General features: G+C 56.7%; 14 protein-coding genes, 1 tRNA gene and 10 pseudogenes. 15 read left to right on the forward strand and 10 right to left on the reverse strand.

The window, feature by feature from the left end:
* The first annotated feature begins 94 nt into the window (after window positions 1-94).
* Window positions 95-490, forward strand: a pseudogene (locus MLPF_RS13925) (PPE domain-containing protein).
* Between the two features lie 522 nt (window positions 491-1,012).
* On the forward strand, window positions 1,013-1,162 hold the full coding sequence (locus tag MLPF_RS13930) for a hypothetical protein (RefSeq protein WP_272946128.1): 150 nt from the start codon (window positions 1,013-1,015) through the stop codon (window positions 1,160-1,162).
* On the opposite strand, the pseudogene MLPF_RS13935 reads toward MLPF_RS13930, so the two are convergent.
* Window positions 1,106-2,278: pseudogene (locus MLPF_RS13935) on the reverse strand (phytoene desaturase family protein); the annotation flags it as partial. The gene MLPF_RS13930 and the pseudogene MLPF_RS13935 sit on opposite strands and share 57 nt — an antisense overlap.
* A gap of 697 nt (window positions 2,279-2,975) precedes the next feature.
* On the opposite strand from MLPF_RS13935, the pseudogene MLPF_RS18095 reads away from it, so the two are divergent.
* Window positions 2,976-3,110 (forward strand): annotated as a pseudogene (locus MLPF_RS18095) (channel-forming protein ArfA/OmpATb); the annotation flags it as partial.
* Between the two features lie 1,199 nt (window positions 3,111-4,309).
* Here MLPF_RS18095 and MLPF_RS13940 read toward each other — a convergent pair.
* A complete protein-coding gene (locus tag MLPF_RS13940; RefSeq protein WP_045843612.1) occupies window positions 4,310-5,650 on the reverse strand; it encodes a sensor histidine kinase in 1,341 nt (446 codons plus the stop codon).
* 17 nt (window positions 5,651-5,667) lie between these two features.
* Window positions 5,668-6,378, reverse strand: coding sequence for a two-component system response regulator PrrA (gene prrA / locus MLPF_RS13945; protein WP_175266472.1), 711 nt, complete (start codon window positions 6,376-6,378; stop codon window positions 5,668-5,670).
* A gap of 304 nt (window positions 6,379-6,682) precedes the next feature.
* On the opposite strand from prrA, the gene MLPF_RS13950 reads away from it, so the two are divergent.
* Window positions 6,683-6,847, forward strand: coding sequence for a hypothetical protein (locus MLPF_RS13950; RefSeq protein WP_236685148.1), 165 nt, complete (start codon window positions 6,683-6,685; stop codon window positions 6,845-6,847).
* Between the two features lie 1,115 nt (window positions 6,848-7,962).
* Here the strand turns inward: MLPF_RS13950 and MLPF_RS13955 are convergent.
* Window positions 7,963-8,136, reverse strand: a complete 174-nt coding sequence (locus tag MLPF_RS13955) for a hypothetical protein (protein WP_236685147.1) — start codon at window positions 8,134-8,136, stop codon at window positions 7,963-7,965.
* Window positions 8,137-8,223: 87 nt separating this feature from the next.
* Between MLPF_RS13955 and MLPF_RS13960 the strand changes: the two genes are divergently transcribed.
* A complete protein-coding gene (locus tag MLPF_RS13960; RefSeq protein ID WP_156147227.1) occupies window positions 8,224-8,400 on the forward strand; it encodes a hypothetical protein in 177 nt (58 codons plus the stop codon).
* Window positions 8,401-8,546: 146 nt separating this feature from the next.
* A complete protein-coding gene (locus tag MLPF_RS13965) occupies window positions 8,547-8,777 on the forward strand; it encodes a hypothetical protein (RefSeq protein ID WP_236685146.1) in 231 nt (76 codons plus the stop codon).
* Here MLPF_RS13965 and MLPF_RS18100 read toward each other — a convergent pair.
* On the reverse strand, window positions 8,774-8,986 hold the full coding sequence (locus tag MLPF_RS18100; RefSeq protein WP_045843610.1) for a hypothetical protein: 213 nt from the start codon (window positions 8,984-8,986) through the stop codon (window positions 8,774-8,776). The two genes, MLPF_RS13965 and MLPF_RS18100, sit on opposite strands and share 4 nt — an antisense overlap.
* 492 nt (window positions 8,987-9,478) lie before the next feature.
* Window positions 9,479-10,960: an acetyl-coenzyme A carboxylase carboxyl transferase subunits beta/alpha gene (locus MLPF_RS13975; protein ID WP_045843608.1), complete on the reverse strand. Its 1,482-nt coding sequence runs from the start codon at window positions 10,958-10,960 to the stop codon at window positions 9,479-9,481.
* Window positions 10,961-10,986: 26 nt separating this feature from the next.
* On the opposite strand from MLPF_RS13975, the gene MLPF_RS13980 reads away from it, so the two are divergent.
* The 8 genes and pseudogenes from MLPF_RS13980 to MLPF_RS14025 all read left to right on the forward strand — a co-directional run bounded on the left by MLPF_RS13980 (window position 10,987) and on the right by MLPF_RS14025 (window position 18,186).
* Complete coding sequence (locus MLPF_RS13980; RefSeq protein WP_045843607.1) at window positions 10,987-11,730, forward strand: enoyl-CoA hydratase; 744 nt, start codon at window positions 10,987-10,989, stop codon at window positions 11,728-11,730.
* 26 nt (window positions 11,731-11,756) lie between these two features.
* A pseudogene (locus MLPF_RS13985) lies at window positions 11,757-12,814 on the forward strand (MBL fold metallo-hydrolase).
* A 309-nt stretch (window positions 12,815-13,123) separates the two neighbouring features.
* Window positions 13,124-13,399, forward strand: a complete 276-nt coding sequence (locus MLPF_RS13990; protein ID WP_236685145.1) for a hypothetical protein — start codon at window positions 13,124-13,126, stop codon at window positions 13,397-13,399.
* A 427-nt stretch (window positions 13,400-13,826) separates the two neighbouring features.
* Window positions 13,827-16,056, forward strand: a pseudogene (locus tag MLPF_RS16615) (HAD family hydrolase).
* A gap of 93 nt (window positions 16,057-16,149) precedes the next feature.
* Window positions 16,150-16,338 (forward strand): antitoxin, encoded by a 189-nt coding sequence (locus tag MLPF_RS14015; protein WP_045843606.1) that lies wholly within the window; start codon window positions 16,150-16,152, stop codon window positions 16,336-16,338.
* Between the two features lie 4 nt (window positions 16,339-16,342).
* Entirely contained in the window at window positions 16,343-16,789 is a 447-nt protein-coding gene (locus tag MLPF_RS14020) for a type II toxin-antitoxin system Rv0910 family toxin (RefSeq protein ID WP_045843605.1), read from the forward strand.
* Window positions 16,790-16,938: 149 nt separating this feature from the next.
* Window positions 16,939-17,755 (forward strand): annotated as a pseudogene (locus tag MLPF_RS18105) (VOC family protein).
* Window positions 17,752-18,186, forward strand: a complete 435-nt coding sequence (locus MLPF_RS14025; RefSeq protein WP_045843604.1) for a hypothetical protein — start codon at window positions 17,752-17,754, stop codon at window positions 18,184-18,186. Before MLPF_RS18105 ends, MLPF_RS14025 begins: the two are co-directional and overlap by 4 nt.
* Window positions 18,187-18,682: 496 nt before the next feature.
* Here MLPF_RS14025 and MLPF_RS14035 read toward each other — a convergent pair.
* Both MLPF_RS14035 and MLPF_RS16620 read right to left on the reverse strand, forming a co-directional pair.
* Window positions 18,683-20,156 (reverse strand): annotated as a pseudogene (locus MLPF_RS14035) (carotenoid oxygenase family protein).
* A 68-nt stretch (window positions 20,157-20,224) separates the two neighbouring features.
* Window positions 20,225-20,972: pseudogene (locus MLPF_RS16620) on the reverse strand (beta-ketoacyl-[acyl-carrier-protein] synthase family protein); the annotation flags it as partial.
* Between the two features lie 2,355 nt (window positions 20,973-23,327).
* Here MLPF_RS16620 and MLPF_RS14045 point away from each other — a divergent pair.
* Window positions 23,328-23,491 (forward strand): annotated as a pseudogene (locus MLPF_RS14045) (type II toxin -antitoxin system TacA 1-like antitoxin); the annotation flags it as partial.
* Between the two features lie 35 nt (window positions 23,492-23,526).
* Here MLPF_RS14045 and MLPF_RS14050 read toward each other — a convergent pair.
* Both MLPF_RS14050 and MLPF_RS14055 read right to left on the reverse strand, forming a co-directional pair.
* Window positions 23,527-23,655, reverse strand: a pseudogene (locus MLPF_RS14050) (type II toxin -antitoxin system TacA 1-like antitoxin); the annotation flags it as partial.
* 692 nt (window positions 23,656-24,347) lie between these two features.
* Window positions 24,348-24,420 (reverse strand) — tRNA-Arg (locus tag MLPF_RS14055).
* Between the last annotated feature and the right edge of the window lie 764 nt (window positions 24,421-25,184).

Here is a 25,184-nt window from a genome sequence, read left to right on the forward strand (position 1 = left end):
CTGTGTATCGCCTCCCCACCGGAGGTGCATTCCGTTGTTTAGTGCCAGTGCGGGCCCTGCTTCGCTGCTGATGGCTGCTTAGGTATGGAACTCGTTGATTGTCGAATATGCTTCCTCAGCAACAAAACTCACTACAAACCTGGTTGCGGTGCAGACTGGGACGTGGCAGGGTCAAAGTGCGGTGACTTGCGTGGCCGCGCACGCACCATATCTAGGCTGACTGACCCAAGCGAATGCCGACTGTGCGGGAGTGGCTGCGCAGCATGGGGTTGCCGGGGCGGCTTAGTTGTTGGCGACGAATTTCCTGGGGATCAACATGACCCCTGTCACGCTCGATCAGGCCGAGTATGCGCGGGTGTGGATTCAGGATGCCACCACAATGAGCACGTATCAGGCGGCTTCGACGACGGTGCCACACACTGTCTCGGCGTTGGTGATCGCCGAAGCCGATGCCGGCAATGCTGCGCCTACCGCAGCCCTGGCCGTTTAAGCGTCGTCTTCCTGGATTGTAATTCTCTATGAGTTGCTTACGGTGCTAATGGAATCGGATGTACGCGTTGATTCGCCTTATTGCGCTTCTTGGCTTCGATTGGCGCACCACGCTCTTGGGTATTTTATTGATTGGCTCGAGGCCTCGCTACAATTACTCCTCGGACTTTTGAAGCTGCTGGCTGCGGCGAATGTGTTCCTTCCGTCCAGGTCGTTTTGGATCTGAACTCTTTGGGTTTGTCCATACCCGAAGTGGGTGTCATGCCCCTCGCGCCGCCGCTGGGCATTGGCGGGTATGCGAACAGCGAGTCTTATGGTGCGGGGGAGTTTGTTTAGTTATATTCGGTTGCAAAGAGCCACGACTTGACGAGTGTGGTCTCGTGCGTTCACCGATTGCGTCGCCCCTTGGCGCGGCTGGTGGTGGCGTGTGAGGCGTCGCCGGTGCGGTTTTCTCATTGGCAGTGCTGTTCCGTTGGAGTTTGCTGGGACCGCGGGAAGCGAGACGGTCGCGTGACTTACCGGGCTGACGGTGTTGGGCGGTGGTGCGTTTGGTTGTGGTCCGCACGTGCCGATGCTGCCGGCTATCTGGGAGCCGAATGCGACTGGCCGGGGCGAGTTAGATGTTCCTGGTGGCCAGCACGGCCATGGCAGTGTTGTGGCCGCCGATGTCTGACATTGTTCCTGCCATGGCGGACGCCCGAGCTGCACAGCATGATCCGCCTCGTGGGCTGTGGCGACTTTCCATTGCTGTGCCGAGGTTGTTCAGTGGGTGCGTCGTCTTCGGCGAACAGTTAGCGTAACGCGCCGTGGAAGATGTTGCCTCCAGTCATTTGCAGTGTGCGTTGCAAATCAGGGTGGTCGTTGTTTCGATGCATGGTCGGCCGTGTGCGTAGGTTATCGGCATCTTCTGAATGGGTTTGTCCAGAAAGGAATTCGGTGACAACTGTACTAGCTCGGTCGGTTTGTCGCGTAAGGAATCCGAGCCTGCGGTGGCAGAACATCGAGTGCGGTGTGTATAAGCCGAACGCTGTCATTGTGTGCGCGTCCGTGTAAACCGGCCAACAGGATGCTCGGATCGGTCAACGACTGGGCAGTAGGCCTCGCACGGCAGTGGATTCGGTAGCTGCCCGCGAAACGCCTTATCCAGTTGGCTCCACATTTCGTTAACATGGAACATGTCGGCCTAGTGTGACACTGTTGTCACGCAAGCGAGGCAGTTGGCGCAGCACCATCTTTACTTTGACCTGCGTACCCCGGGCTAGTGGTGGCGCTGGTTCGCCTAGCAGGGTCGGCCATGACCGGCCGATGCTACGCTGGTCAGAACCAGCCGGACGCGGACTAGGTTTCTCTTCATCGCAGGTGCGGTAGTGCAATCTGCCATTCGGGTTCACAGCGTACAACGTCTGCACTGATGGCTATAACCCCGCGGACCAGGTCGTTGTCCACCGCGTCGGCAATGGCGTGCCTGATGGGTGTATTGACCATTTACTGCCACGTGGCCGCTGCAGCGTGTTAGCGAGCCTGCTCGTGGGTGCGCAGGGGTTCGAGCAAAGTCGACCCCAGTCTCGGTTTGGTCACCAGTCGACAGCTTCGGTAGAACTGGCGATTCCGCTCCCATCACCGGCTGCGTCGATCGCAGCGAATGTGTTGGCGGCATGCTCGGACCAGCAAGCCAGAGCGTCCGGCCGTAGCCGGTTGCCAAGTATACGACGAATAGCGTTACAGGGCTCAGAGCAACTCGGGTGCCCAGCTTGTCGACGATGTGTGACGGCAGCCAGCTGGCCAAATGGACAATTGGATCTCGACATCGTCGAAAGCCTGGGTCTGCACGGCGGCCCAGCCAAAGCTGGCCCAGCCTTTCTAACAACCGCACTACGCAGTCCCTCCCCGGCCCCAAGTAGGCCGCTGCGACGAGATCGTTGTAGTCGCCACCAATGGACGATGGATATCGAAATCTGCCGTGTCGAAGTCCTGCGTTAGTTCTTCTGGGGGTATTTTAGCCGGTACCTAACCGGTATGGCTCACGACCTGGCCAGCTGGACGCATCATCGCCCCGCACAGGTTACCGCCAGTTTCGCCAAGTGTCCGACGTTGCGCGGTCGGTTTCCTCCTTTCCCATCGCTTATTAGTTTCCTCGTGCCGACTCGGTAGGTGGCATATTGCTGCTTGCCGCGGGCGAGTAACGTCAAGCAATTCAGCGGAGAAGGCGATGGTGGATGATCAGGAGAATGTCGGCACAGCGGCCGCCATCACCGCCTCCTGGTCAGTTGCACGATTCGATCGGCGCTAGCCCGGTCTTCCGTGGTTGATCGGTGTGGTGGTTATTATGTTGTTGATAGCGCCAATCGTTATGGTGCGTTCGATTGTCCTCTGTACTGTACCTGGGCCAACCGGAGCGCTGCTTTCACTTACGCCGTTGAACGGTTTTGACTTTTCCAAGTTTCTCCTTGGCGCCGCCTTCAATATAACTCAATGTCAACAATACTACGTTCAGCGGTGAGTTTCCCGACGAATTAGCCGAAGCGGAACTACTGGGCGCGTTCAAGGGCTCTCTCGTCCCTGGTATTAGCGTCATCGACCAAGTCCAGATCAACCTTAATGTTGATACGCTCGATTTCTAAAACACGGGGCTGTTTTTAAAACCGAGCGCGTCCCTGATCGATTTCAGTCTCACGGTCAATGGTAACATCGTAACTTTGGTGGGAACGGCATTATCGATCGGCCAGAGAAATGCCCTCGGCTGTGCCGCAGTGCACATCTGGTCCGGTCTGAATATCGTTGACAACATTCAGGTTAAGGGGAAGATTTCGCCTCCTGGACCTCTCGGCTCCATCCCCGTCTAGACTCCCGCCAGCTGATCTATGTGCCGATTTGCAGCCTGCTATTAACGTAGTGACAGGCGGGCTGATTCTCTTTGGGAAAGAAACATTTAGCTTGACTCCGACTTACGACCATATCCTGACTCAGGTTGCTGGTAAGCGCAAGGCAGGTCCGAACGCTCATGTGACGCTCAATGGTTTTTTAGGCGCCTAGGGCATCGGTATTCCTTATGCGTGCCTACTGGTTCGGTACAGTCGCCGACCTCCTGGTGGTCCAGGTGTTACTTGCGACCATCTAGCTGTGAAAGGTATGGGTTTGGTCAACCCGATCGCCAGCACCGACACCCCCGACGGTCGCGCCAAGAATCGCCGCGTCGAAATCGTTGTCAGCTAAGGGGAATCCGGAATGGATTTAGTAGTCCATTGGTTGTCGTAACTACTTGTTTTCGTCGCAGGATCGGTGGTTGCCTGGGTGGTTATCACCTTGTCGATCAAACGAGCGAGCGACAACAAGGAAAGAAAAACAGCGCCTATGGATGTCTCTGGCTCGAATGATATGGGCGTACAGTGCTGATCGACCACGCACACCTGGGGTTAGCCGCGTTGTCCTTTGTCATCAGGCTGGTATTGACCTTGACGCTGATGGTTCTTAGTATAAAACATCAAGTATAAGTAACAACGTCGACGTGTGAATAGGGAGCTGAGTTTGGTTCACCAACGACAAGGATCCCAGTTGCAGATAGAGTCGCCGAAGACGAAGATTTCCGTGGCTTCAGCCGCGTCTTTTGGCCCGGGCTCCGTTCGTGCCCGTGCCGACAGCAGTGGGATGGCTGGTAAAGGGCCGGTTGTATACCAGGCTCTACTACACACTCGACGACCGAACATATGATTCAGCCGTCTCTTAGATCGGTTGCAAGGGTGTGTAATACGCGAAAAGTGTCTACTTCACGCTGTGGAGCAAGAGCTCACGGAAATAAAGGCATTCCGCGAGGTTGTTCCGGTTAGCTGGGCGCGGGTATGCGCAGCAGTAGCCGCGCGCCGCCCAGCGGGCTCGTTTCCAATGAAGCCGTTCCGCCATGTAACTGGGCCTGCTGGGCCACCAGCGCCAGCCCCAGACCCGATCCCGAGTGGGAGGCCGTCGATCCTCGAGAAAACCGTTCAAACACCACTTGGCGCTCGTCCTCGGGCACTCCACCGCCGTTGTCGTCGACAGCGATTTCTACCCCGAACCGCGAACTGACAGCGGACAGCTGGACTCGGGTGGCGCCTCCATGTTTTACGGCATTGGCGACTGCATTGTCGACGGCAAGTCGCAACCCGGCTGGCAATCCCACAATGATGCAGGTCGGCGACGGCACCAGCGAGACGTTAAGGTCAGGGTAGCTTCGAGTCGCGTCGTGGGCTGCACGGTCGAGCAACTCGGTGATGTCGACTGGCACATGATCGTCCGACGTAGACAGTTCTCCCTGGGCCAACCGTTCCAGCGCGCTGAGGGTGGCCTCTATCCGCGACTGGGTGCGGATCACGTCGCCCAGGACTTCTTTGCGTTGGTCGTCGGCCAAATCCAGGGTGGCCAGCACTTCGAGATTAGTGCGCATCGCGGTCAATGGTGTGCGTAGCTCATGGGAGGACACCGCAGCGAAGTCGCGGGCCGAGGCCAGCGCCTCCTTGGTCCGGTTTTGTTCATTCCAGATACGTTGCAGCATTCCTCTCATCGCCTCGGCGATCTCAACGGCTTCGGTGGCGCCGTGCACTTCCACCCGTGGTGCCTCGCCGCCGGCATCGACTGATCGGGTCTGCTGAGCGAGCTGTTTGAACGGGCGCACTGCGAATGCGGCCAGCAGCCAGGCGAACACGGCCGCCGCGGCGATGGCGAATCCACAGATCAGTAGCACTCGGCGGTGTAAGTTGTTGGTCTCGGCGACGGTGGCGTCGTACGTCGCTCCGACAGCAATTGATGTCGGCTCCGGTGCCGGGATCTCCACCGTGCGTACTCGGTAGCGCACTCCGCGGAGATAGGTATCGGCGTAGTCGTCTGTCAGTTTGGGCAGCGTGATGCCGGAATTCGACTTGACCAGGTTGCCGCGGCGCACGGTGATGATGGCGTCCTGGTCGTTGGGTGAGCGCGGAATTTCGTCAAGGCCGCGCGGCACGAACGGGATCGCGAAACCCGCTGCCTCATCCAGCTTGCGGTCCAGCCGCTCTTTGCGGTCGTTAGTGATCCCGACCCAGACGACTGTGCCGACGATGAGCACCGGAATCGCTGCACCGATGGCCGTCGCGACCACCACCCGGGTTCGCAACGACGGCGTACGGGCGAAGATTCGCGACAGGATATTCATGGCCTGCTTCGATCCGGTTACTGCATGCGCAGTACGAACCCGACTCCTCGAACGGTGTGCAGCAGCCTGGGCCTGCTGTTGGTCTCCAACTTTCGGCGCAGGTACCCGATGAACACGTCGACGACATTTGTGTCGGCGGCGAAGTCATAGCCCCACACCAGCTCCAGCAGCTGGGCGCGTGACAGAACGGTGGTCTTGTGTTCAGCCAGCACTGCCAGCAGATCGAACTCTCGCTTGGTCAGGTCGACATCGACGCCATTGACTCGGGCCCGCCGACCGGGGATGTCTACCTCCAGCGGGCCCACGGTGATGGTTTCCGAGGAAGACGTTGCGGTGGCGCCGCGGCGGCGCAGCAGCGCCTTCACTCGTGCCACCAGCTCGGCCAGCACGAACGGTTTGACCAGGTAATCATCGGCGCCGGCTTCTAGGCCTGCCACTCGATCGTCGACTGAACTGCGTGCGGACAGCACGCAGACTGGGACGTCGTTGTCCATGGCTCTTAATGCCGTGACGACGCTTACACCGTCCAATACCGGCATGTTGATGTCGAGCACGATTGCATCCGGCCGGGTCTCGGTGGCGCTGCGCAACGCCTCGGCACCGTCGATGGCGGTCGATACCTCGAATCCGGATAGCCGCAGGCCGCGCTCCAGCGAGGCAAGCACATCGGAATCGTCGTCGACGACCAACACTTGAGGTGAGCTGACACCGGTGTCCATGCCGCCTATTTTGCCGGATCTTTTCCGACAGCGGTGGGAGGATCAGCCGCCGGGTCACGGGAGAGTACTCCACCGCACGGCCGCTCCAAGAGTGTCTGCTTTTCGACATGGCAGCCTGTCGATTAAATGGTTACTGTTTCTGAGCTGGCCAGGTGATTTTCGGAATCAGGTGATAATTTTGTATTCATAATCGATGGTTTGCGGGATTTGAACTTTGGTGCGCAGTTTTGCTTACCTGGATCGGTAAACGGCTTCGGCGAGGGCCAGGGCGTAGTGCTGGTGTTTGGATGCGTCGACGCAGTTTGTCGGAGACATGCGGGTTAGGTCGGAGGGAGTTGATGTCGGTGATTACGGAGAAGATGCAGCCGCTGTTGAACGTGCCTTCCAGTGCGTTGTAGTCGTGCATTCCACCACCGCCGAATCTGGTGACTTACCCGGCAGCATACAGGCCGAGGATGGGTTTACCGTCGGTTCCTAGCTACTGGGAGGCTAGGTAGCTTTGGGTGTTGCCCAAAATTTTTCGTGTCAGGATGTGCAATTTCACTCCAATCAACGGTTCCGTGTTAGGCGTGAGGGCGCGATGCGGGTCGGCGACCCGGCCGAGCCGTTTGGCCGGTAAGCGTTGCGGGTATCCTGGACTTGAGAGTTCTTGCTGAACGGGTTGGCCATTTGTAGGGTCCGGGATTCGATCCGTGCGCGGATCACGACCGCGTCCCAAGAGGGGTTCGTCGGTGAGGGTATTGATATTGATTTTGCGCGACGAGTTCTTCGAGGCTTTTGGCTGTTACGAAGTTGGCGCCGTGGGTTTTGAACGCTTCAACTGAGGCCCGGCTTCTGCTTATTGAAGATCCGTTCCCACAGAACTGTTTTGCGGCTCTTGGGGGTGATGTTCGGGGGTGTGTCCGAGCCAGATAGCTCGAACTCTTTCTGGATGATCTGATGGATCAGGATGAACCAGAAGTGGTCAAACTGCGCGATGTCGGGAGTGATGCGGCCGATACCACAGGGTGCCCAGGATTGTCGTAGCCAGGAAGGTAGGGGCTGGCAGCCGCCGGTCCAGTGCGTCGAACCGCATCGATGATGGGCCGGAAAAGATTCGGATGGTGTGCTTAAACCAGATCGGGTCCCAGTTGACTGCGCTTTCGGTGTATTATCTACATCTGGTCGCGGTTTATTAGCCGCACGCCGCTGGTGGTGCCCATTCGCTTCGGCCAGTGGCTACGCACCATGTCGTGGTTGTTGCCAGTCCTGCCGGTGGCGGTGATAAAATGTCACCACTTTAGCGCGCCGCGCCTTGGGAGGCCGAATGCACTAACGGCTCCAGGACTATGGTGCCCTTTGCTATGTGCAAGAGGGACACCGAGTTGGAGTTGTCGTGCCGTTGGCGCGTAGATCCACACGTTCATCCCACCCCACGGTGGTCATGAACTGGATGGTCTGCTCTGGCAGATAGTGCGCTTTTCGCCGTGGTGCGTTCTAACGTAGCACCGAGCCCACTTCACTACCCAAAAGTTTTCATCGTCGATCCAGTTGAATGTTGCACTCCCCGACCGGTCGTTCCAGGCCAGTGTGTAAGGAGTCCGTGATCCTCAGCTACCGCTGATCGGGACTTTCGACCAGAAAGATCTCACCGAACGACCCGAATGCCTGACTGCCCAGGTTGGTTTCGCTCTCATGGTCTACCAGCGTGCCCTTCTTACCCCGAGCAGTCAGTTCGTGAGTCGGGGCCGACCAGTCTGGCCAAACCGCTGCCGCTGCCGATGACATCAGCGTCCATGTAATGGCCTCCCTACTGATTGGTACTGATGCCGTCCTGAGTGCCTAATCGGATACGTCATTGAATCCGATTTTCTTATGTATTGGATTGTTATAGTAGGTAACATCCACAACTACCGACGTCGCCAAGCCGGTGCGGGTGACAAACCGTCATGCACAAACTCGCGCCCGGTTATCGATGCTGCATTTCAGGTGTTCGCCGACAAGGCATTCGGGCATGTACGCATCGAAGATGTGTGTACGGTGGCCGGCTAAACCCGCGGGGGTGTTTTACTCGCCGTTCGATCGCCTTGAGGAATTGTTCTTCGCGTTTTACGACCAGCACGCGACCATGAACAGCTCAGCCCGCCATCGCGGGCGCCGGCGAGTCCGCCGATCTGGTCAAGCTTGTGGACAGAGTTGTGGCCACCCTGTTGCTCGATCGCGACTGGCTGCTCATCAAAACCGACTTCCTGATGCACGCCGCGCGCCACCCCGACCTTGTCCAATGCCTGGTTGCCCACCGCGCTCAGCTGCGAACCGCCATCGAAGATCGTCTTAGCAGCAGCGCTATTGAGTTACCCAATGCAATCGGGACAGTGGGCGACGCTGCCTGCGTTGTCGTCGCCGCATACGACGGGGTGAGCATTTAATTTCTGCTCGTCTGCTCAATAGCGACCAGTCCGCCGCCCGCGGCTGGCTCAGTCAACTTCTTAACCTTGTAGCCGGTCCGCTGACCGCCTGGCTGGATCACGGTAGGCTCGAGTGTGCTGGTTCGTGCTGCGGCGGCCGCCCCTGGTTGGGATGATCCGCGACGGTAGAGCGCCTCGCGTAACCACCCCAAAACATCCTGGGTGATCACTCGGACAACGATCCACCTAGTTGTGTGAGGCTTACGTAGCTGCCACTGGCTCCGGATGTCTTGGCGTCGGTTGGTGCGGTGGTGTTTCCCATCATATTCTATTCGACGGTGACCGTCTGCTCAGGCGTCATCACCAAAGGTCAGTCGATGCGAGTAACCTCGTCATCCATCGGTACGCTGATTTCGGGTGGTCACGTCGGTTGGTGAGTGTTGGTTACGCCAGATCAGCTTGACTGGTTCGTCTTCGCCGATTCAATCCGAGCCATGCAGTGCTGCTGCGGCTGGCTCAGCAATGACGCTGTGTCGGACTGGACCACAGCCACGTGGCTTCAGCACGTCCTCGCAGTCGATAGCAGCCCAGCGCTCCACGTCACAGAGCTTGGTCGCCTACGAAGCGTCATCCATGGGCAAAAGTTGCCATGACCGACTGGACACGTTTACCCAGACATAAACTACGGTCACGCGTTACGGCGAGTTGTGTGCGTAGGTAGTTTAAGTGTGGTGAGGCAACCCGATGCGGCGGTAACGCTGTAGCCGCGTCGCAAGACGTTGAGAATCGGGTATCTCTCGTAGCGCGTGTAGCTCGGTGGCGATAGCACTGCACAGTCGTTGGCAAAACTCGACCGGCTCGTCGGCGGCATCAGGATGCTCGGGCACGATCACATCGACTATTCCGGACTTGAGCAGGTCAGACGACCGGATGCCCTGGGCTGATGCAAGTTCGGCGGCATGAACGATATCACGGAAAACAATCGCGCTGGCGCCCTCCGGCGGAAGTGGCGCCAGCCAACCGTGCAGCGCCGCCAGTACCCGGTCGGCGGGCACCATGGCAAGCGCCGGTCCGCCACTGCCCTGGCCTAGTAGGATTGACACTGTCGGAGTATCCAGCGTGACGAGCTCAGCCAGACACTGGGCGATCTGGCCGGCCAGCCCGCCCTGCTCGGCTTCGGCCGACAACGCTGGGCCGGCGGTGTCGATCACCAGCACGAGCGGTAGGCGTAACTCGGCGGCTAGCGCCATACCGCGCCGGGCCTCTCGCAACGATGCGGGCCCGACGAGCCTGCAGGCCTCCCGTTGCTGACCGAGTACCACAGCGGGCTGGCCAGCAAATCGGGCCAGTGCCAGCAAGGTGGTCGCTGCCTCGCCGTGACCGGTTCCGGACAGCAGCACTCGGTCGGTGGCGCCATGCCGCAGTACTTGTTCGACACCTGGCCGTTCAGGCCGTCGCGACGCCATCACCGAGTTCCAAGCTGGCACATTCGGTATCGGTTCGGGTCGCCGCGGCGTCGGTATTGGTTTGGGTATATCGGCGATCACCGCCAGTGCACGATCCAACGTCAGCCGCAGTCCATCCAGCGTGACGATAGCGTCGATTACCCCATGCCGCTGTAGATTCTCCGCTGTCTGGATGCCGGAAGGGAAGGGTTCGCCATACAGCAACTCATACACCCGAGGCCCCAGGAAGCCGATCAGAGCACCTGGTTCGGCGAAGGTTACGTGGCCCAGCGAGCCCCACGACGCGAAGGCCCCGCCGGTGGTCGGGTTACGCAAGTACACCAAATAGGGAAGGCCAGCCCGTTTGTGGAGTTTGACGGCCGCAACGATCTTCACCATCTGCAGGAACGCGACGGTGCCTTCTTGCATGCGGGTGCCGCCGGAGCTTGGCGAGGCCAGCAGTGGCAGCCGCTCGGCCGTCGCCCGCTGCACGGCGGCGGTGATCCGCTCCGCGGCTGCCACCCCTATCGAGCCACCGAGGAAGCTGAACTCGCAGAGAATTATCGCTACCTGTCGCCCGAATACGCTTCCCTGGCCGGTCAGTACCGATTCGTCTAAGCCGCTGGCGACTCGGGCGTCAGTCAGCTCCCGCGCGTAGGATTCGGTTACCGGCAGCGTTAGCGGTTCGCGGTCCCAGCTGACGAATGAGCCAGCATCTAGCACCGCCTCGCGCAGTTGATCGGTCGTGATACGACTCATCCAATAAGGCTATATAGGCTAGCCCAATGATAGGTATTACTCAGGCCGAAGGCGTTATGACTATTGAGCTGCAGCGTCCCGAACGTCGCAACGCCCTGAATTCGCAACTTGTCGAGGAATTGCGGGAGGTTGTGCAGAAAGCTAGCGGCACCGACAGCGAGGCGTCTACCCGCGTTATTGTGTTGACTGGCCAGGGCACGGTGTTCTGCGCCGGCGCGGATCTGAGCGGAGACGCGTTTGCCGCTGACTATCCTGACCGACTGATTAAGTTGCACAGGGTCATGGACGCTGCTCCGATGCCGGTAATTGGCGCTATTAATGGTCCCGCCATCGGTGCTGGTCTAAGGTTGGCCATGCAATGCGATCTTCGGGTTGTCGCACCGGATGCGTATTTTCAGTTTCCTACCTCGAAATATGGTTTGGCCCTTGACAATTGGAGTATTCGTCGACTGTCTTCATTGGTTGGCCACGGCCGGGCCCGGGCTATGCTGCTGACGGCGGAGAAGTTGACCGCCGACATCGCGCTGCAGACCGGGATGGCCAATCGCATCGGTGCATTGGCCGACGCCCAGGCTTGGGCCGCCGAAGTCACCGGCCTAGCACCGTTGGCGATCCAGCACGCCAAGCGGGTACTCAACGACGACGGTTCCATCGAGGAAGCGTGGCCGGAGCATAAGAAGCTCTTTGACAGGGCCTGGGCCAGCCAGGATGTCATTGAAGCGCAGGTCGCCCGGGTGGAGAAACGGCCACCTAAGTTTCGGGGTGCATGATATTCATGCTGCGCAGAGCGCTGTGATTGGCTGCTGGTACGTTCGTTTTGGCAGTTGGCTGTTTGTGAGCATTGCACGCGCCGGCCCCTTTCGGTGCCGACCTAGTTGCGATCCAGGCGGCGGCGAGGGTCTCCGAACTGCCGAGACGGCGTCTTTATCGGCCTCGAATCCACCTTGGTGTTCGACATGGATCACAAGCAACTGCGGCTCATCGCATGGGATTTTATCGGTAAATGCGGCGCGAACCGGCCGGCAGCGCCGATCCCATTGGCTGCACCGAATATTTTCAAGACTGCGCCCGGTCATCTCTCGGTCACTCCATGACGCTGCTGGAGATCGACGGCTACCGTGTGCTAACCAATCCGGTGTGGCGTGACCGATGCTCGCCCTCGGACGTGGTTAGACTGCACCGGTTGCGTTTGCCGGCTGATACAACTGAAAACACTGCCTGCCGTTCACGTGGTGATCATAAGCCACGACTACTACGACCATCTCGATATCGACCCTGTCGTCGGGTTTGCCCGCACTCATTGGGTCCTGTTTTTGTGTCTTCTGGTGTCCGGTGTCCACCTTAGCGCGTGGGGCATCCCTGGGCATCGCATCGTTGAACTTGACTGGGATCAGAGTACTCCGGTCGACGAGCTCACCCTGATCTGTGCGCCGGCACGGTACTTCTCCGGGGTGCTTCCTGCACCGAAACACCACGCTGTGGGCGTCGTGGGGGTTGCTCGGTTTAAGTCGTCGCGCATATTTTGGTGGTGACACCGGCTACACCAAGAGCTTCGCGCAAGTCGCCGCTAACCACGGACCGTTCGACCTGACGTTGATGCCCATCGGCGCCTACCACCTGGCTGGCCGGATATTCACATGAACTCCGAGGAGGCGGTCCGGGCGCATCTGGACGCCACGAACTCGCGGTCAGGATTGCTGGTGCCGATGGGACACCTTCCGGCCGGCGCTTCCCTCGTGGGCTGAACTTGTTCAATGGCTGTTCGTTGCCGCCGAAGCTGCACAGATCCATGTCGCAACACCCACCTCCGGTCAACGTCTCGATCCAGCAGCGCCGTTGAAATTCAATCCCTAGTAGCGGCTGTAGCTTCGCTAGCAAATCCGGTGGGGTCTCGCCGCTGGAAGGCCCTCTTTTCGGTGTTTTTCGGTTCGCTCGGAAGTTTCGGGTTCCCACTCTAGAGTCTGCGGGCATGACGAAGCGCGTGACAATAGCCGCTGTTGTGATGGTCTTGTTAGCGTTGAGCGGATGTCATTCCGCCTAACCACTGTCTAACCCGCTGTCCACTTTGTCTGATGCTTCTCCCAACGAGATGTCAGGGTTTGCATTCTGGTCTGTCGTCTCGACGACGCCGTATCCAAGGTCGACGTTCTGGTCAGCGACCTGATGAAAAGTAACAGCATACCGGGCATGGCCATCGTTATCGTTAACAGTGGAAAGAAACTTTACGCTAACCGTTTTATTGTCAATGGAATAAGCAAATTTGACGGTCAAGACAACAAGGTTGACGCGGAGACGTCTTTCAGTTGGCCCCGGGTCGGGGCAGTGACGAACTTTGCGGTGCCGCCATCCGAGGACATTGACATCATCGTGCTGACCAATGCCGCTACGTACGGCGCGCCGGAAAAACTGACGGTAGAATTCGTAGATCTGTTGCAGTAAGGTTAGATTCACGAGAACTAGGTGGTCCTGTCCAGCCATGCGGCCGGCTCGATGAACAACCCGGAAGGTATGTTGGTCAGCAAACAGCCCCCCAGTCAGTCCTGCGCCGGCCAGACCGCTGAGCGACTACTTCGGCGTGTACGCCAAGTGACTACTGGGGTCCGGCCATTAATGACCACACGACACGGCACGTTACAGCTGACTATAGGAACAGAAGGGTACTCTAACACACTGGGACGTTGATACCTTCACATCCCCGTTGATGAACGAAATTTTCGATTCCGGAATGATTTCCAAGACGGTTTTCTCCCAGTTTCCTTGGAGCCGTATCGAGTCTTGAGTACTACGACAAAGAAAAACTGGGTACGTGCACACGATGACCTCATCGTCGTCCGGTGGATTGATCGGCGCCGAGGTGACGTGACGCATTGCCGAGGTCAGGAGCAAAGCCCTTCTGCGACGTGCCGCCTGAAACATCGAAAAAATCCTGCGGGCCAAAGTATTTAACCGAAACAATGTGATCTTGTTCGTGTTGCTGATGATACTGTTGGCGACGGGTTTGGCGATCAACGAGTTGCTTGGCTTGCTCATTGTCGCCAACAGTATCATCAGCATGATTCAGGAGATTTGGGTCAAGCAGAAGCTGGACCAGCTAGCGATCGTTGGGTAGAGAAAACCTTTGGTGCGCAGGTAATCAGGGACTCGAATTTTCTGTCCGGCGAGGCGGAGCCGTTTACCAAGGCTATCGGCAATGCGGTGATGTCGGGTAGTTTTGTCGTAGCTGGTACTGGTTCCTATCGCGCCACCATGGTGGTCCTGCAAGCCTATGACGTCCAACTGACAGAGGAGGAGAGCAAGTGCACTCTGGTGAAATTCAAACTGCACAAAGTATTAGCCGGATCCTGCAGTTCATCATCTGCCTATTAGTGCCGGCGTGTCTGCTGACTAGTTAAAGATGTTGTTCACCACACCTGCAGGGGGGCGATTGTCTGTGTTGCGGATGGTGGGGTGCGCTGGAATCTCTGGTGTCAGAAGAACTAGTGGTGATGACGTCGATTGCTTTCACGGTCGGCTTCGTCAGGCTAGGTCAACGTCAGTGCCTGTTACAAGAGTTGACCGCTATCGAAGATAGCCCGGGTCGATGTGATCTGTGTGGAGAAGAATGATACCTTGACTGAAACCGGTATTGCATGTCTGCTTTGTTTAGGATCTGACTGTCCAACGGTCTTAACGGGAAGATGGTGCGGAGAGGGTGTCCTCGTTGGCCGTTGCCGTTGCCTACCCCAATGCCAGCATGCGGGCGATCGTTGAGACCTATCAGCGACCGCCTGGCTGGACCTCCACCGCAACAGCACCTTTCAAGTTGGCCACCAAATGGAGTGGCATGTCCTATAGCGACCACGGTAATTGGGTGATCGGTGCGCCCGATGTGCTGCTCGATCCGGCTTCCACTTCTGCTTACCAGGCCGAACGGATCGGCGTGCAGGGGTTGCAGGTCCTGCTGCTCGATGCCTGCTACGTAGTCCTCGATCATCCGCAGAAGCCGGGCCGTGTCACCCCGGTGGGGCTGGAGCGAAAAGTGCGAACAAACTCCCTAGATATTATGAAATCTATTCCTGATATTATGAAATCTATTCCTGATATTATGAAATCTATTCCTGTCCAATATTTTTCGGTATAAGAAATCGTAGGAGACAACACTGTATCTGTCAGTGTCGTTGCCAGCATGCTCGGGTTTCATGGCTATATGCTAAGCTTTTTAGCTTACCTCCACGCCAAAACGAGCTGGCTGAGTCGCCGGAGAGTCACATCATGTTCGGTAGGGTGCGACCCGAGCAGAAACGCGTCGTCATTTGTGCCCTGTTATCGCGCAGTCATATCGTAGCGATGGCCGGTGACGGCGTCAACGACGTGTTGGCGCTCAAGGATGTCGATATCGGTGTTACGATGGGTGCGGGCAGCCTCGCATCCTGCACGGTTGCTCAGATGGTGTTGCTGAACGACATGTTTGCAACGCCGCTTTACGTTGTTTGCTAGGGACGCCGGTTAAGCGGCAACATCGAGCGTGTGGTCAATCTGGTTTTGACTAAGACGGTGTATTTGGTGCTGTTAGCTTGGTCCCGAATGCTTGTTTCTAAACTACTCTAAAATGGACTTGTTGTATCCGTTTCCGCCAGTCCACGCCACCATCGTGGCGTGGTGCACGACCGGAATCTCGTAATTCATTCGTTGGTAACCAACAACTAGCATGCTGACCATGGCTTCGTCCGGTGGGTGCGGACGTCGGTGTAGTGGTCGGCGACGCGATTTTCTTCTCCTGCTTCGTGGTTTACCACGGTAGTCACGCTAGTTGGTAGTAACAGGATCAGGTGTCGACAGCGGCGCTGTTCACGTTGCTGGTGACTGGCACTATGGGTATTTGCTGTGTTGGCGCGTCACTACCGCTGGTGGCGGTTGGTGTTGATCATTGGGTCGGATGTGGCCTATGCGGCTATCTTCAGGGTGCCGTTGACTCAGAAAAGTTCTTCCTGGATCCGTCGAATCTCGTGGTGACATCAACCGTGCTGGGGATCGGCGTGCTCGAAGCCACATTGATCGAGGCAATATGGTGGATTTGGGCCAAGAAGTTTGGTCTACACCCTCGGTTGTTGCGGTAGTTTGGCCGGGGCCAATAACAATCTGGCAAGTAGGATTTCATCAGTACTAAGAGTCTCGGAGGAATTGATGGAAAAGGACATAGATAGGTAGGAATGGGAATTCTGGACAAAGCAAAGGACCTACTGGTGCAGAACGCTGACAAGGTCAAAACGGTGCTCGACAGGGTCGGCGAGTTCGTCGACGAAAAAACGAAAGGCCAGTATATTGACGCTATCTATAAGGTAGCTGAAGAGGCCAAGAAGGCTGCTAGTTCTGACACTTCGAGTGACCAGCAGGACTAAGAGTATGGCGAAACTCACCGGATCTATCGACGTACCACTACCACCGGATGAGGCGTGGATGTGCGCTTCCGATCTGTCCCGCTTCGACGAATGGCTAACGATTCACCGGGTGTGGCGCAGCAAGTTGCCCGAAGTGGTGGAGAAGGGCACGGTCATCGAGTCCTATGTTGAGGTCAAAGGCATGTCCAATCGGATCAAATGGACGGTCGTGCGTTACAAAGCGCCCGAGGCCATGACGCTCAACGGCGACGGTGTTGGCGGTGTCAAGGTCAAGATGATTGCCAAGGTTGCGCCTAAGGACGACGGCTCTGTCGTCAGTTTTGATGTGCATCTGGGTGGCCCCGCGCTGTGTGGACCGATCGGCCTGATCGTCGCCGTTGCGCTGCGAAGCGATATCCGCGAATCGCTGCAGAACTTTGTTGCGGTGTTCTCGCGACCGGAACGGGTCTGATCCGGAGTCGTGGCGCTCGTCGTTGACCAGCCCGGTGGGGCCGTCGTCGAACAGCGGTTAGCATCGGTCGGGCTGTGACTTTCTGGTTTGGCGCGAGTCGATCGTAGTCAACCTTCATTGCCAGAGACAGGTACTACGAGGTGGTTATCATGCCCATCCGTAACAGCGTGCCGCTGGGCGTTCCCCGTTGGGTCGATTTGATGTCGTCGGATGTTAAGCGCGCCGAGGATTCTACGGCACGGTATTTGGCTTTAAGTTTGATTTTGCCGGAACAGAATATGATGGATACATCAATGCCGCAAAGGACGGTCACCGGGTCGTCGGCCTGATGGTCAACCGGTCTGAGATGTAGTCCCCTGACAACTGGGCCAACTATTTCCGTACCAGCGATATCAAACAATTGTGTCCGTGGTTACCGCGGCGAATGGCCCGATAGGGTATAGTATCGATGGAATACTTGCTAAGGGTTTCATGGCGACTGACCCGTCGGAAGCGTCGTTTGGTTTGTGCAAACCACTGGAACACCGCGGCGTCGAGTTAATTAGTGAAGCTGGGACGTCCGTTTGGCACCAACTGTCCACACACGATTACCTAGTCGCTTTCGGGTTCTTTCGCGAGCCCTTCAGCTGACGGACCTAGCAGATTTTTGGCAACGACGAATTTCGTTACACTAAAGCATGTTTTCGGTGACCAACAACTTCTCAGCGTGATGGACGGCACTGCTTTTCTGTCGGGTGGTATCTCGTCGAATTGGGCCATCTTTTTGATGTTGAGGATGTTGACAAAACGGTGCAAGTGATAACAGAACATGGCGGCGCCGTTTTGCGTGCGGATGAAGACACCCCTATGGCCATCTTGCTGCGGTGACTGAACCGACACGGTGTGGTTCTAAACTGGTCTTTGTTGCACAGCGTAGTCACACACGCCGCGCACCGACCAGGCACCCTACTAGGGTCGCAACTATGACCCACCGACTGCGCCTTGGTTGGCTGGTAGCGTTTTTTGCCACGATCGTCTTGATCAGCGCCTGGATACCGTGGCTTACGACGAAGGTCAATGACGACGGTTGGGCCAACGCTATGGGCGGCACACACGGTAGCCTGGAACTTCCGTCTGGCTTCGGTGCGGGCCAGCTCATCGTGTTACTGTCGTCGACGCTGCTGGTGGCCGGGGCGATGATGGGTCGCGGACTGTCGGTCAAGGTTGCTTCGATTGCCGCGCTGATTATTTCATTGCTCATCGTGGTTCTCATAATGTGGTATTATCAGCTCAACGTCAATCCGCCGGTGGCCGCCGAATACGGGCTATATCTTGGTGCAGCGGGAGCGATATGCGCTACGGTGTTCTCGGTATGGGCAGTAGTCGCGGCATTGGTCGCTGGTCGGTCCAGACTGTGAAGTCTCAGGCCGAGAGTAATCCGTGTTTGCCTGCGATGGCGTTGTCGCCAGGCTTGTTGCCGCCGAATGCGAAGGGCGTGAGCATGACTTCGTAGCTATCCAGGCCACAGATAGGTGACGGTTTCCGTCGCTTCCCAGTACGGATGCTGCTGCACGGGTTCGATCGTAGTTTGCCGCAAGCGAGCGGATCGTATTCTGCTGCGCCTTCTTGTCCGGGAAAGACCGGCACAGGTGTTCGTGGTGGTCTATGATGGCCGCTTCGGTCTTCTCCGCAATTTCTAGCGCTAGTTTCCAGCTGGGCTGGCCACATATCGCACCGTTGCTGTCGTAGCTTGCCTCGAACGTATGGTAAAAAGGCAGTCTAACCAGCTTACGGTAAAACTACACTGTCTCTTTGAGATTTGACGAACAGCGAGCAAAAAGGTTGGCGTCGACTGACACGAGCTCGCGGGGCCAATGTGTTCTCCGTTGCGTTTTCTGGTTGTTCACTGTTACTCTAACTCGCTGAGCCTGTACATTTGCAGGTCTCTAATAGTTCGATTGTTCCTGCCGCGGAGTCTGCGGCATTCCGTCGCAGCGATTTGAGCCGGGTATCCAAGCGGAACGCGTGCTGTTGGAAATGGTTTTCGGCAGTTGAAGTTTGCTCACCTGGACGTCAGTGGTCCGGGTTGCGTCGAATACCATATGAGTAAGAAGCGTCAGCATTTAAGTCGGTGGTCTGGGTGACCAGTTAGCCGTCGTCTTCACCGATATTACCAGACCGCGGAGCCATCGCACTTACACTTCCGTAGATACCGTCGCCGAATGAGTAGCGCTCCTGGTTTACGGTCCAGCAGAAATTGTTTAGCCAATCCGTCTAAGAAGAACTAGCCCGGTTGGCCGGTGGCGGCATAAGCGTAGCGATACTTGCGGGCGGGATAGTCGGCACTGATTATACCACACTCAGTGATCGATTCCGACAGTTACTTTTCTGTTCCCACATTGGTGACCAGGGTGAATCGCCAACGGTGCAGCCAGGATTGCGAACGATTCAGCGCCAAGAAGCGGAAGAGCCGATCCCATTTTCCGCCAGTGGCTCCGCATGCAAAAGGGTGTGGCCAACTTTCGAAAGATCTATCATGCATGATCTTGTCACCCTTTTCGTAAGCGTTGACGAAATATGGTACGGAACGTAAGTTCCGCCTCGAACCACTGGATGTCGCCGGTGTCTGGAGCACCACGAAGCGAGACGGTATGTCGGGATAGAATCATGGCAAGTACACGTTGTGCTCGAGCAGTCTTGGACCCCAGAACAATGGGCAATTGTTGAGGATCGTGTAGTTTTTGTTGAACGCCGTATCGTGTGGCGGCCGCAGACCGGGCAGCGGGATGTCGACGTTGTGTGCCAGCTCGTTGCTTGTCTTGTCGATGCTATAGTGTATGTACGGGTCCTGCTTGCTGTATTAAAGAACAGCAGTTCTCCGGTCTTGTTGTCCACTTCGAGATTTGCGAGAAGTTCTAGTCACCCACAAACGGCCGTTCCCGGTCTCCTTGCCGAGCGTATTGGCGGGATAGGGTTCTATGGGGTACAGATTGCACTGGTATAAGCTGGTTAGCGCTATGCGCCGATGGACAGTGACGTTGGTGCTCAACGCGTCCTTCATCTGGGTACGGATCACCATTCCTGTTCATGCTTAGCCGATTTCACCGGTTCGGCCCAACCAGGCCACAGCGGCTCGCTTACGGCATGATCGGACAAAATTCTTCTGTGTGTATAAAGCTTTTGCGAAAAAGGCTTTTCCATCGCGGAAGCCGACCATGTGCAGCATGCTGTCGCTATCGAACGGCTGATAGGCCTTTCGAACTCCGGGTGCAGTGGGTTTTCAGTGTTTTGTCGGTAGATAAGCGTTTAGATCGTTGGGTATTTCTCCCGCTACAGCGGTGAAGTCGTTGGCGTTCTATTCGATCTTCTGCAGTCGCCACGGGCTAATTCGGTAGAGATGGCCGTCGTCTTAGGGCAGGGTAAACAGGAACGTGCTAACAATTTTTAACATCCATGTCAGGATTCCTCTACAGTGCTGACAACGAAACTGACTGTGGTGGCGTTACTGCTGCTAAAATTCAACTTAGTGAAACTCTTTGCGTTCGGTACGTGGTAGTCATCGGCCGGACCGTTGACCTGCTCGCCGCGTCCAGCGGCATCCGCACGCCAGATTCCTCCACCGGATGGCTGGCTCTGGGATTGATCGGCAACCGGTAACAGATCTCGATCTCACTGCCTGCGATAGCCTTCCACGATTCGCCGAGGTCGGTCAGCCCGATGTGGTTGATGGCCAGGTACTCGCTAGGGGTACAGTATGTTGTGCACCTATAGAAACCGTCGACGTCGTTCCGGCTCACCTATGAGCGGTTCAGTGTGTTCTCAGTACCGCAGCCCGCATATGCGGAAGCACGTATGGGTCGTTAGGAGCGTGGTCGGGCTTTTGCCACAGGTCCAGCCGACGGTGCGGTGTCCCCAGCCATTGATGCGACCGATCGGTGTGCACCAGGATGAGCTCGCATATATGTGTCGCCGACGAGAACCAATCCGGAGCCGCCGTCGATCATCTGATTACAGTCTAACCGCTGCAGTCAGCCTTCGATTACCGGGTTGACGGTGTCATCGACCTGAGCCAAGTCGGGATCGTTCAACCCCGGGTGTGAGCGTTGGAGGTGCGGCGCGCGTTGGCGAAGTTGAGCTGCCCAATGGCTCGCAGATGGGAGTTGTTTTAGCCCGTAATATGGTCGTATTCGTTGGCAATCGGCGCGACCGTCTCCTATGGCTACCGATAGCGCACTTCGGCCTCTCAGGACTGGTCTACGCTGCGGCGCCGAGATGCTAGTCGACAGTGTCACTGGGAACTGTTTTCTCTAGCTAGCTCCAGGTTTTCTCTGTTGAAGTTGCGAGTGAAATCAGTTTGTTAGAGGCCGAGAATTGGCACACCAGTCGAGCCGTCTATATGCCGCACGTACTGTCTATTCGATCCAATCTGAGACCTTAGCCGGTGTTTACGGCCGGAAGTTGCACCAAACTTGGTTGCTGCGTTGCAATCGGTAACGGGAGACAAGCCTGAATGTCCAACCTGGAGGTGGTCAAATTGGGCAGGGGAAACCCAAGAAACTGTCAGATATCAGCCGAAACACTGCCGCGCGTAGCCTGGTGCCGAAATGTCAATCGGCCAAGGTAGCACACTTGACAGTGCGTCCAGCGGGGAGTCTAAGCAGCCCGCTGACATCACGGCCATGGTGGAGAGCTCCGGTCCAATCTGTCACGAATTTCATTTATCTCCAAGGTATTTCAAGAATGATCGTGGTATCAGAGCTTCGGCAATGACAGGCGTAGTATCATTACAGTTGCTTCCATGCAACGGAGCATCGCGGCAAGCTCGTCGTAGATACTATCAGCGACTTACCGCCCCTGCGGCGCTAGCCGGAGGCGCAGCATCAGCAAACCTGAACACCATGTGCCGGGGCACATGTCAACGATCTCATTTAGTTGGTGGTCAGGCCGGCTAGATTTGGGGAATATCCTGGACGGTCGCAACCGCTATACGTCGTACGGGTTATGGGGAATGTCGGCCGTGTTTTCCACCGGCATTCTGTAGAGGATTTGTCGTTCCTCGGCTTGCGCCTTTACGGCCAGGTAGCCCATTGTCCATTAGGGAGGTGCCCCAATGGCCACCTGGATGGTCGTCATCCAGCTCTGCGGCACCGACAATCAGCCGACCGAAACTGCCTGATCCAAACCGGCGGTCACCGGACTGTCTAGGCCCGGTCCAGTTGGGTAACAACCTATAAAGTCAGCGGCAGCCCTCATATGACAGGCGCTGGTCGGGTACTCTGCCTCTGATCAAGCCGTCTGGGCGCCGTAATTGTCCAGGTCACCAGACTGGTAGTTGGTCGCCATGTCCGATTGCTTTTCACATGGCAAAGTGCGGCTGCTCGACACCTGTGGCGAGGTCCCGCTATTGCTACTGGCAGTTGTTGGCGTTACGAGCCACTTCGTCACACACCCCGTATCGGACGATCACTATGGCCTGAATGTTTAACCATCGGAATCATCGAGGTCGCCGTTATTGGCATGCTAGACTGCAATGGCCTCTGGACCAACCCGGTTTGGTCGGTGATCTCTGGTGGTTCCTGTTACGGAGTTAACTCTGGCAGCGCATCCAACACCTTAGCGGCATCGGTATCCATCCTCTGGGCGTCCTGGTCTCAGAAGTCCTGATACTGATTAGTAAACTGTGATCTCTGTGGCGTTTTCCCCGAACCTATTGAAGTGTCATAGGTATCCACCGGTGCGGAAGGCGTTTCCGACGGTCTACGCGATCTACTGCGAGGGCAGTGCGTCACGCTTGATGCGGAGCGGTCTCTTGGGTCATCGGTAACGCTGACGGACTTAACCAGTCCGTGTTCAACTTCATGAGCACTTCTCCGAACCACTCAGATGTTTGACGAATTTCATCAATCGGTTTCCCACCTCTTGGCAGCGGCATACCTCGAGTTAGATCCCGCTCTACCAAAGATGTTGACGGAATTAGCCTCTGGGTAGTGCTCTGGCTATGTATTTCTTTGTTCGTTGTTCCTTTCGGGTAGTAACGATTGCTGCTGGTGCTGCGGTTTGCTGTGCTGGTATCATTTTTGGTGAGATCAGGCGCAGGTTTTGCTGGTGTCGCCTTGATGGTTGAATGCACAGACGCGCTTGTCGATAAGGCCGCAGAAAACCGATCAAGAATAGCTGCGGTGTAGTGATGGTCTCCTGATACTTCTGCGTGTACATATATCAGATATCCCCGCTGTCGTCTTCGATACCGCGTAGACAGCCAAAAGCAAAATGCCGCTTGTCGTCCCGCGGTCGTCTCGTTATAAATCCCTACTGCACGATGCCGAAGGGTCTGCACCCTTCGGCCGCTGTAGTTAATACCTTGGTGACTTTGACTACAAACGATACGTCAACGCCTTTTCAAAGAACACCAGCAATTGCTAGGAGATGATCAAGTAACCGTTTGCTAGCGCTATCGACACCACTGGAATTTGGTGATGCTAAGCAGGAACCACTGTACAGGCTGTCGGTGTTGAGACTTGTATCCTTTTTAAGCGCTCACTAAAAGAATATGGCTACCAAGACTGAGCATCTTGCAGCGCGTCTTACCTCTGAGCAGGACGCGGTGATTTCTTGTCCGCTGAGGTCGAGGGGATTGACCTCAGCAATTTCACGGTTACGGTGATATTGGCGCACGCGCGCGACTTGTTGGCCGATCACCGACTCTTCGTGCTCCCCGACGCCGTTGATCGGTAACGGCACGCTATAGCCGCTCACGCCTAGGTATCGAAAATGGACCACTCGGCAAATAGCTTCTCTAACCGGGGTTTGTGTAAGACGAGCCGGTCCAACACGGCCATGAACTCAGTCCACACGGCGTCGGGGAGCACGAAGAGTCGGTGATCGGCTTATACACTTAGTGTCAGGGTCGGGTGCGCGTGTCGATACTCCAGAAAAGGTGCGTCAGAATATGCTTGATTCGGTGCCGGTGGTCCTGTTGTAGTGGTTGGCAGTTGACCGCAAATAACAAATACAAATAACAGGGGCGGGAGCCTGGGTAGTCATCGGGCTGCGTGATGCGATCGGTCGCTGTGTCCAGGCTACGGATTCGATCGGGGATGTGGGCTATTCTTGTGTGTGCTATACAATCAACTCCGTGTGTTCCACGCCCACTTCGAGTTCGAGGCCTCTCCGACCGATCTTTTGTAACTGATGCCGTTAATGAAAGACGTGCGCTCGTCGGCGACTGATCACCTAAGGACTTGCGATGAAAGGTGGCAGGGCTACAGCGATGGGTGTGGTTTGGCGTTGGTAGTTACTGGCGTTAGAATAAACCACCATTGTGTTCGATGGCGTTGTTGACTTTTTAGGTGTGACTCAGTGGCGACTACACTGAATCGCTATACGACTCTGTTTCCGACAGATCCGGACGATTTTGCTTATCGACTCGATCTTACGGCGCGATTGATTGTCGCCAGTCGGGCTGGATAGCCTGATACGGAGCTATAATTTCCCTCTCCACGATCAGGGTAAGCCGAATCCCGGTGAGGGGTTACTGAAAAATGTCGCTGGCCTGTGTCAATCCTGCGTTCCGTACCAGTGCCCCCGACAGGATTCGAACCTGTGACACCGGCTTTAGGAGAGCCGTGCTCTATCCCCTGAGCTACGAGGGCTAGGGATGGTTCTGATTACGTGGCTAAAACCCTAGCCGATGGAGGCTGTGGGCGGGCTTCGGTGGTGTTCTTAGAGTCCTGGCGATCGGCCTGGGTCGTCGTCGGCGTGCGGCAGGTGTGAGTATAGCGTGCACTCTCATAGCCATGCGACGCTTTGCGCGTGCTATATGTTGAGCATAGCGGCAAGTGTAAGGTGGCTCGCTCTTCGGTTGTTGTCGACAGTGTAGATATGCCACTATTGCGTTGCGGGCCAAGGAGAATCCGAACGTGAAGGTCGGCTGGCGAACAGCGTTGCAGGCGATCATCCGTTCGCCGTAGAGGGTGCGATTGGATCGAGTGTGTTGTTGACGTATTTACTGTCTTCGCGCTGTCGGCATTGTGGTGCGAGAGGTCTTGGTGCCTGGCGGGGCTGTAGATATGTTTCGCGGTGTCGAGGATTTGGTGTTCGCAGATGCGTCCCTCGCGGGTCCACAGGTTGTGAACCTCGCCGCAGGAGCAGTTCGAGCGATCAGAGGTCGCGGGCTTGCGGGTGTTGTCTTGTAGGGGCGAGAGCGCAGTCAGATCGAGAGTCATGGCGTGGTCGGTGTGGTTGCCGCGGAATGCGTCGCCTTAGCCCGTGCTCACTGGTACCATGTCGATATCAAGGACGACCCTGTTGTTGTGGATGGTGTTGGGCAGAGCAGAAAGTATGCTGTAATGTGGTGCTGTACGGAATTATTATGTGCTGCCGGGAGCCGGGGAACCTTTGGTGCGTGGTGGATGGC

Source organism: Mycobacterium lepromatosis (assembly GCF_000975265.2).
Lineage (GTDB): Bacteria > Actinomycetota > Actinomycetes > Mycobacteriales > Mycobacteriaceae > Mycobacterium > Mycobacterium lepromatosis.

Bases quoted from the DNA above. Each gene is read 5' to 3' on its own strand.
- MLPF_RS13940 (WP_045843612.1), bottom strand. From the start codon at position 5,650: ATGAATATCCTGTCGCGAATCTTCGCCCGTACGCCGTCGTTGCGAACC.
- MLPF_RS13950 (WP_236685148.1), top strand. From the start codon at position 6,683: ATGCGGGTTAGGTCGGAGGGAGTTGATGTCGGTGATTACGGAGAAGAT.
- MLPF_RS13955 (WP_236685147.1), bottom strand. From the start codon at position 8,136: ATGTCATCGGCAGCGGCAGCGGTTTGGCCAGACTGGTCGGCCCCGACT.
- MLPF_RS13960 (WP_156147227.1), top strand. From the start codon at position 8,224: ATGTATTGGATTGTTATAGTAGGTAACATCCACAACTACCGACGTCGC.
- MLPF_RS13975 (WP_045843608.1), bottom strand. From the start codon at position 10,960: ATGAGTCGTATCACGACCGATCAACTGCGCGAGGCGGTGCTAGATGCT.
- MLPF_RS13980 (WP_045843607.1), top strand. From the start codon at position 10,987: ATGATAGGTATTACTCAGGCCGAAGGCGTTATGACTATTGAGCTGCAG.
- MLPF_RS13990 (WP_236685145.1), top strand. From the start codon at position 13,124: ATGAAAAGTAACAGCATACCGGGCATGGCCATCGTTATCGTTAACAGT.
- MLPF_RS14015 (WP_045843606.1), top strand. From the start codon at position 16,150: ATGGGAATTCTGGACAAAGCAAAGGACCTACTGGTGCAGAACGCTGAC.
- MLPF_RS14020 (WP_045843605.1), top strand. From the start codon at position 16,343: ATGGCGAAACTCACCGGATCTATCGACGTACCACTACCACCGGATGAG.
- MLPF_RS14025 (WP_045843604.1), top strand. From the start codon at position 17,752: ATGACCCACCGACTGCGCCTTGGTTGGCTGGTAGCGTTTTTTGCCACG.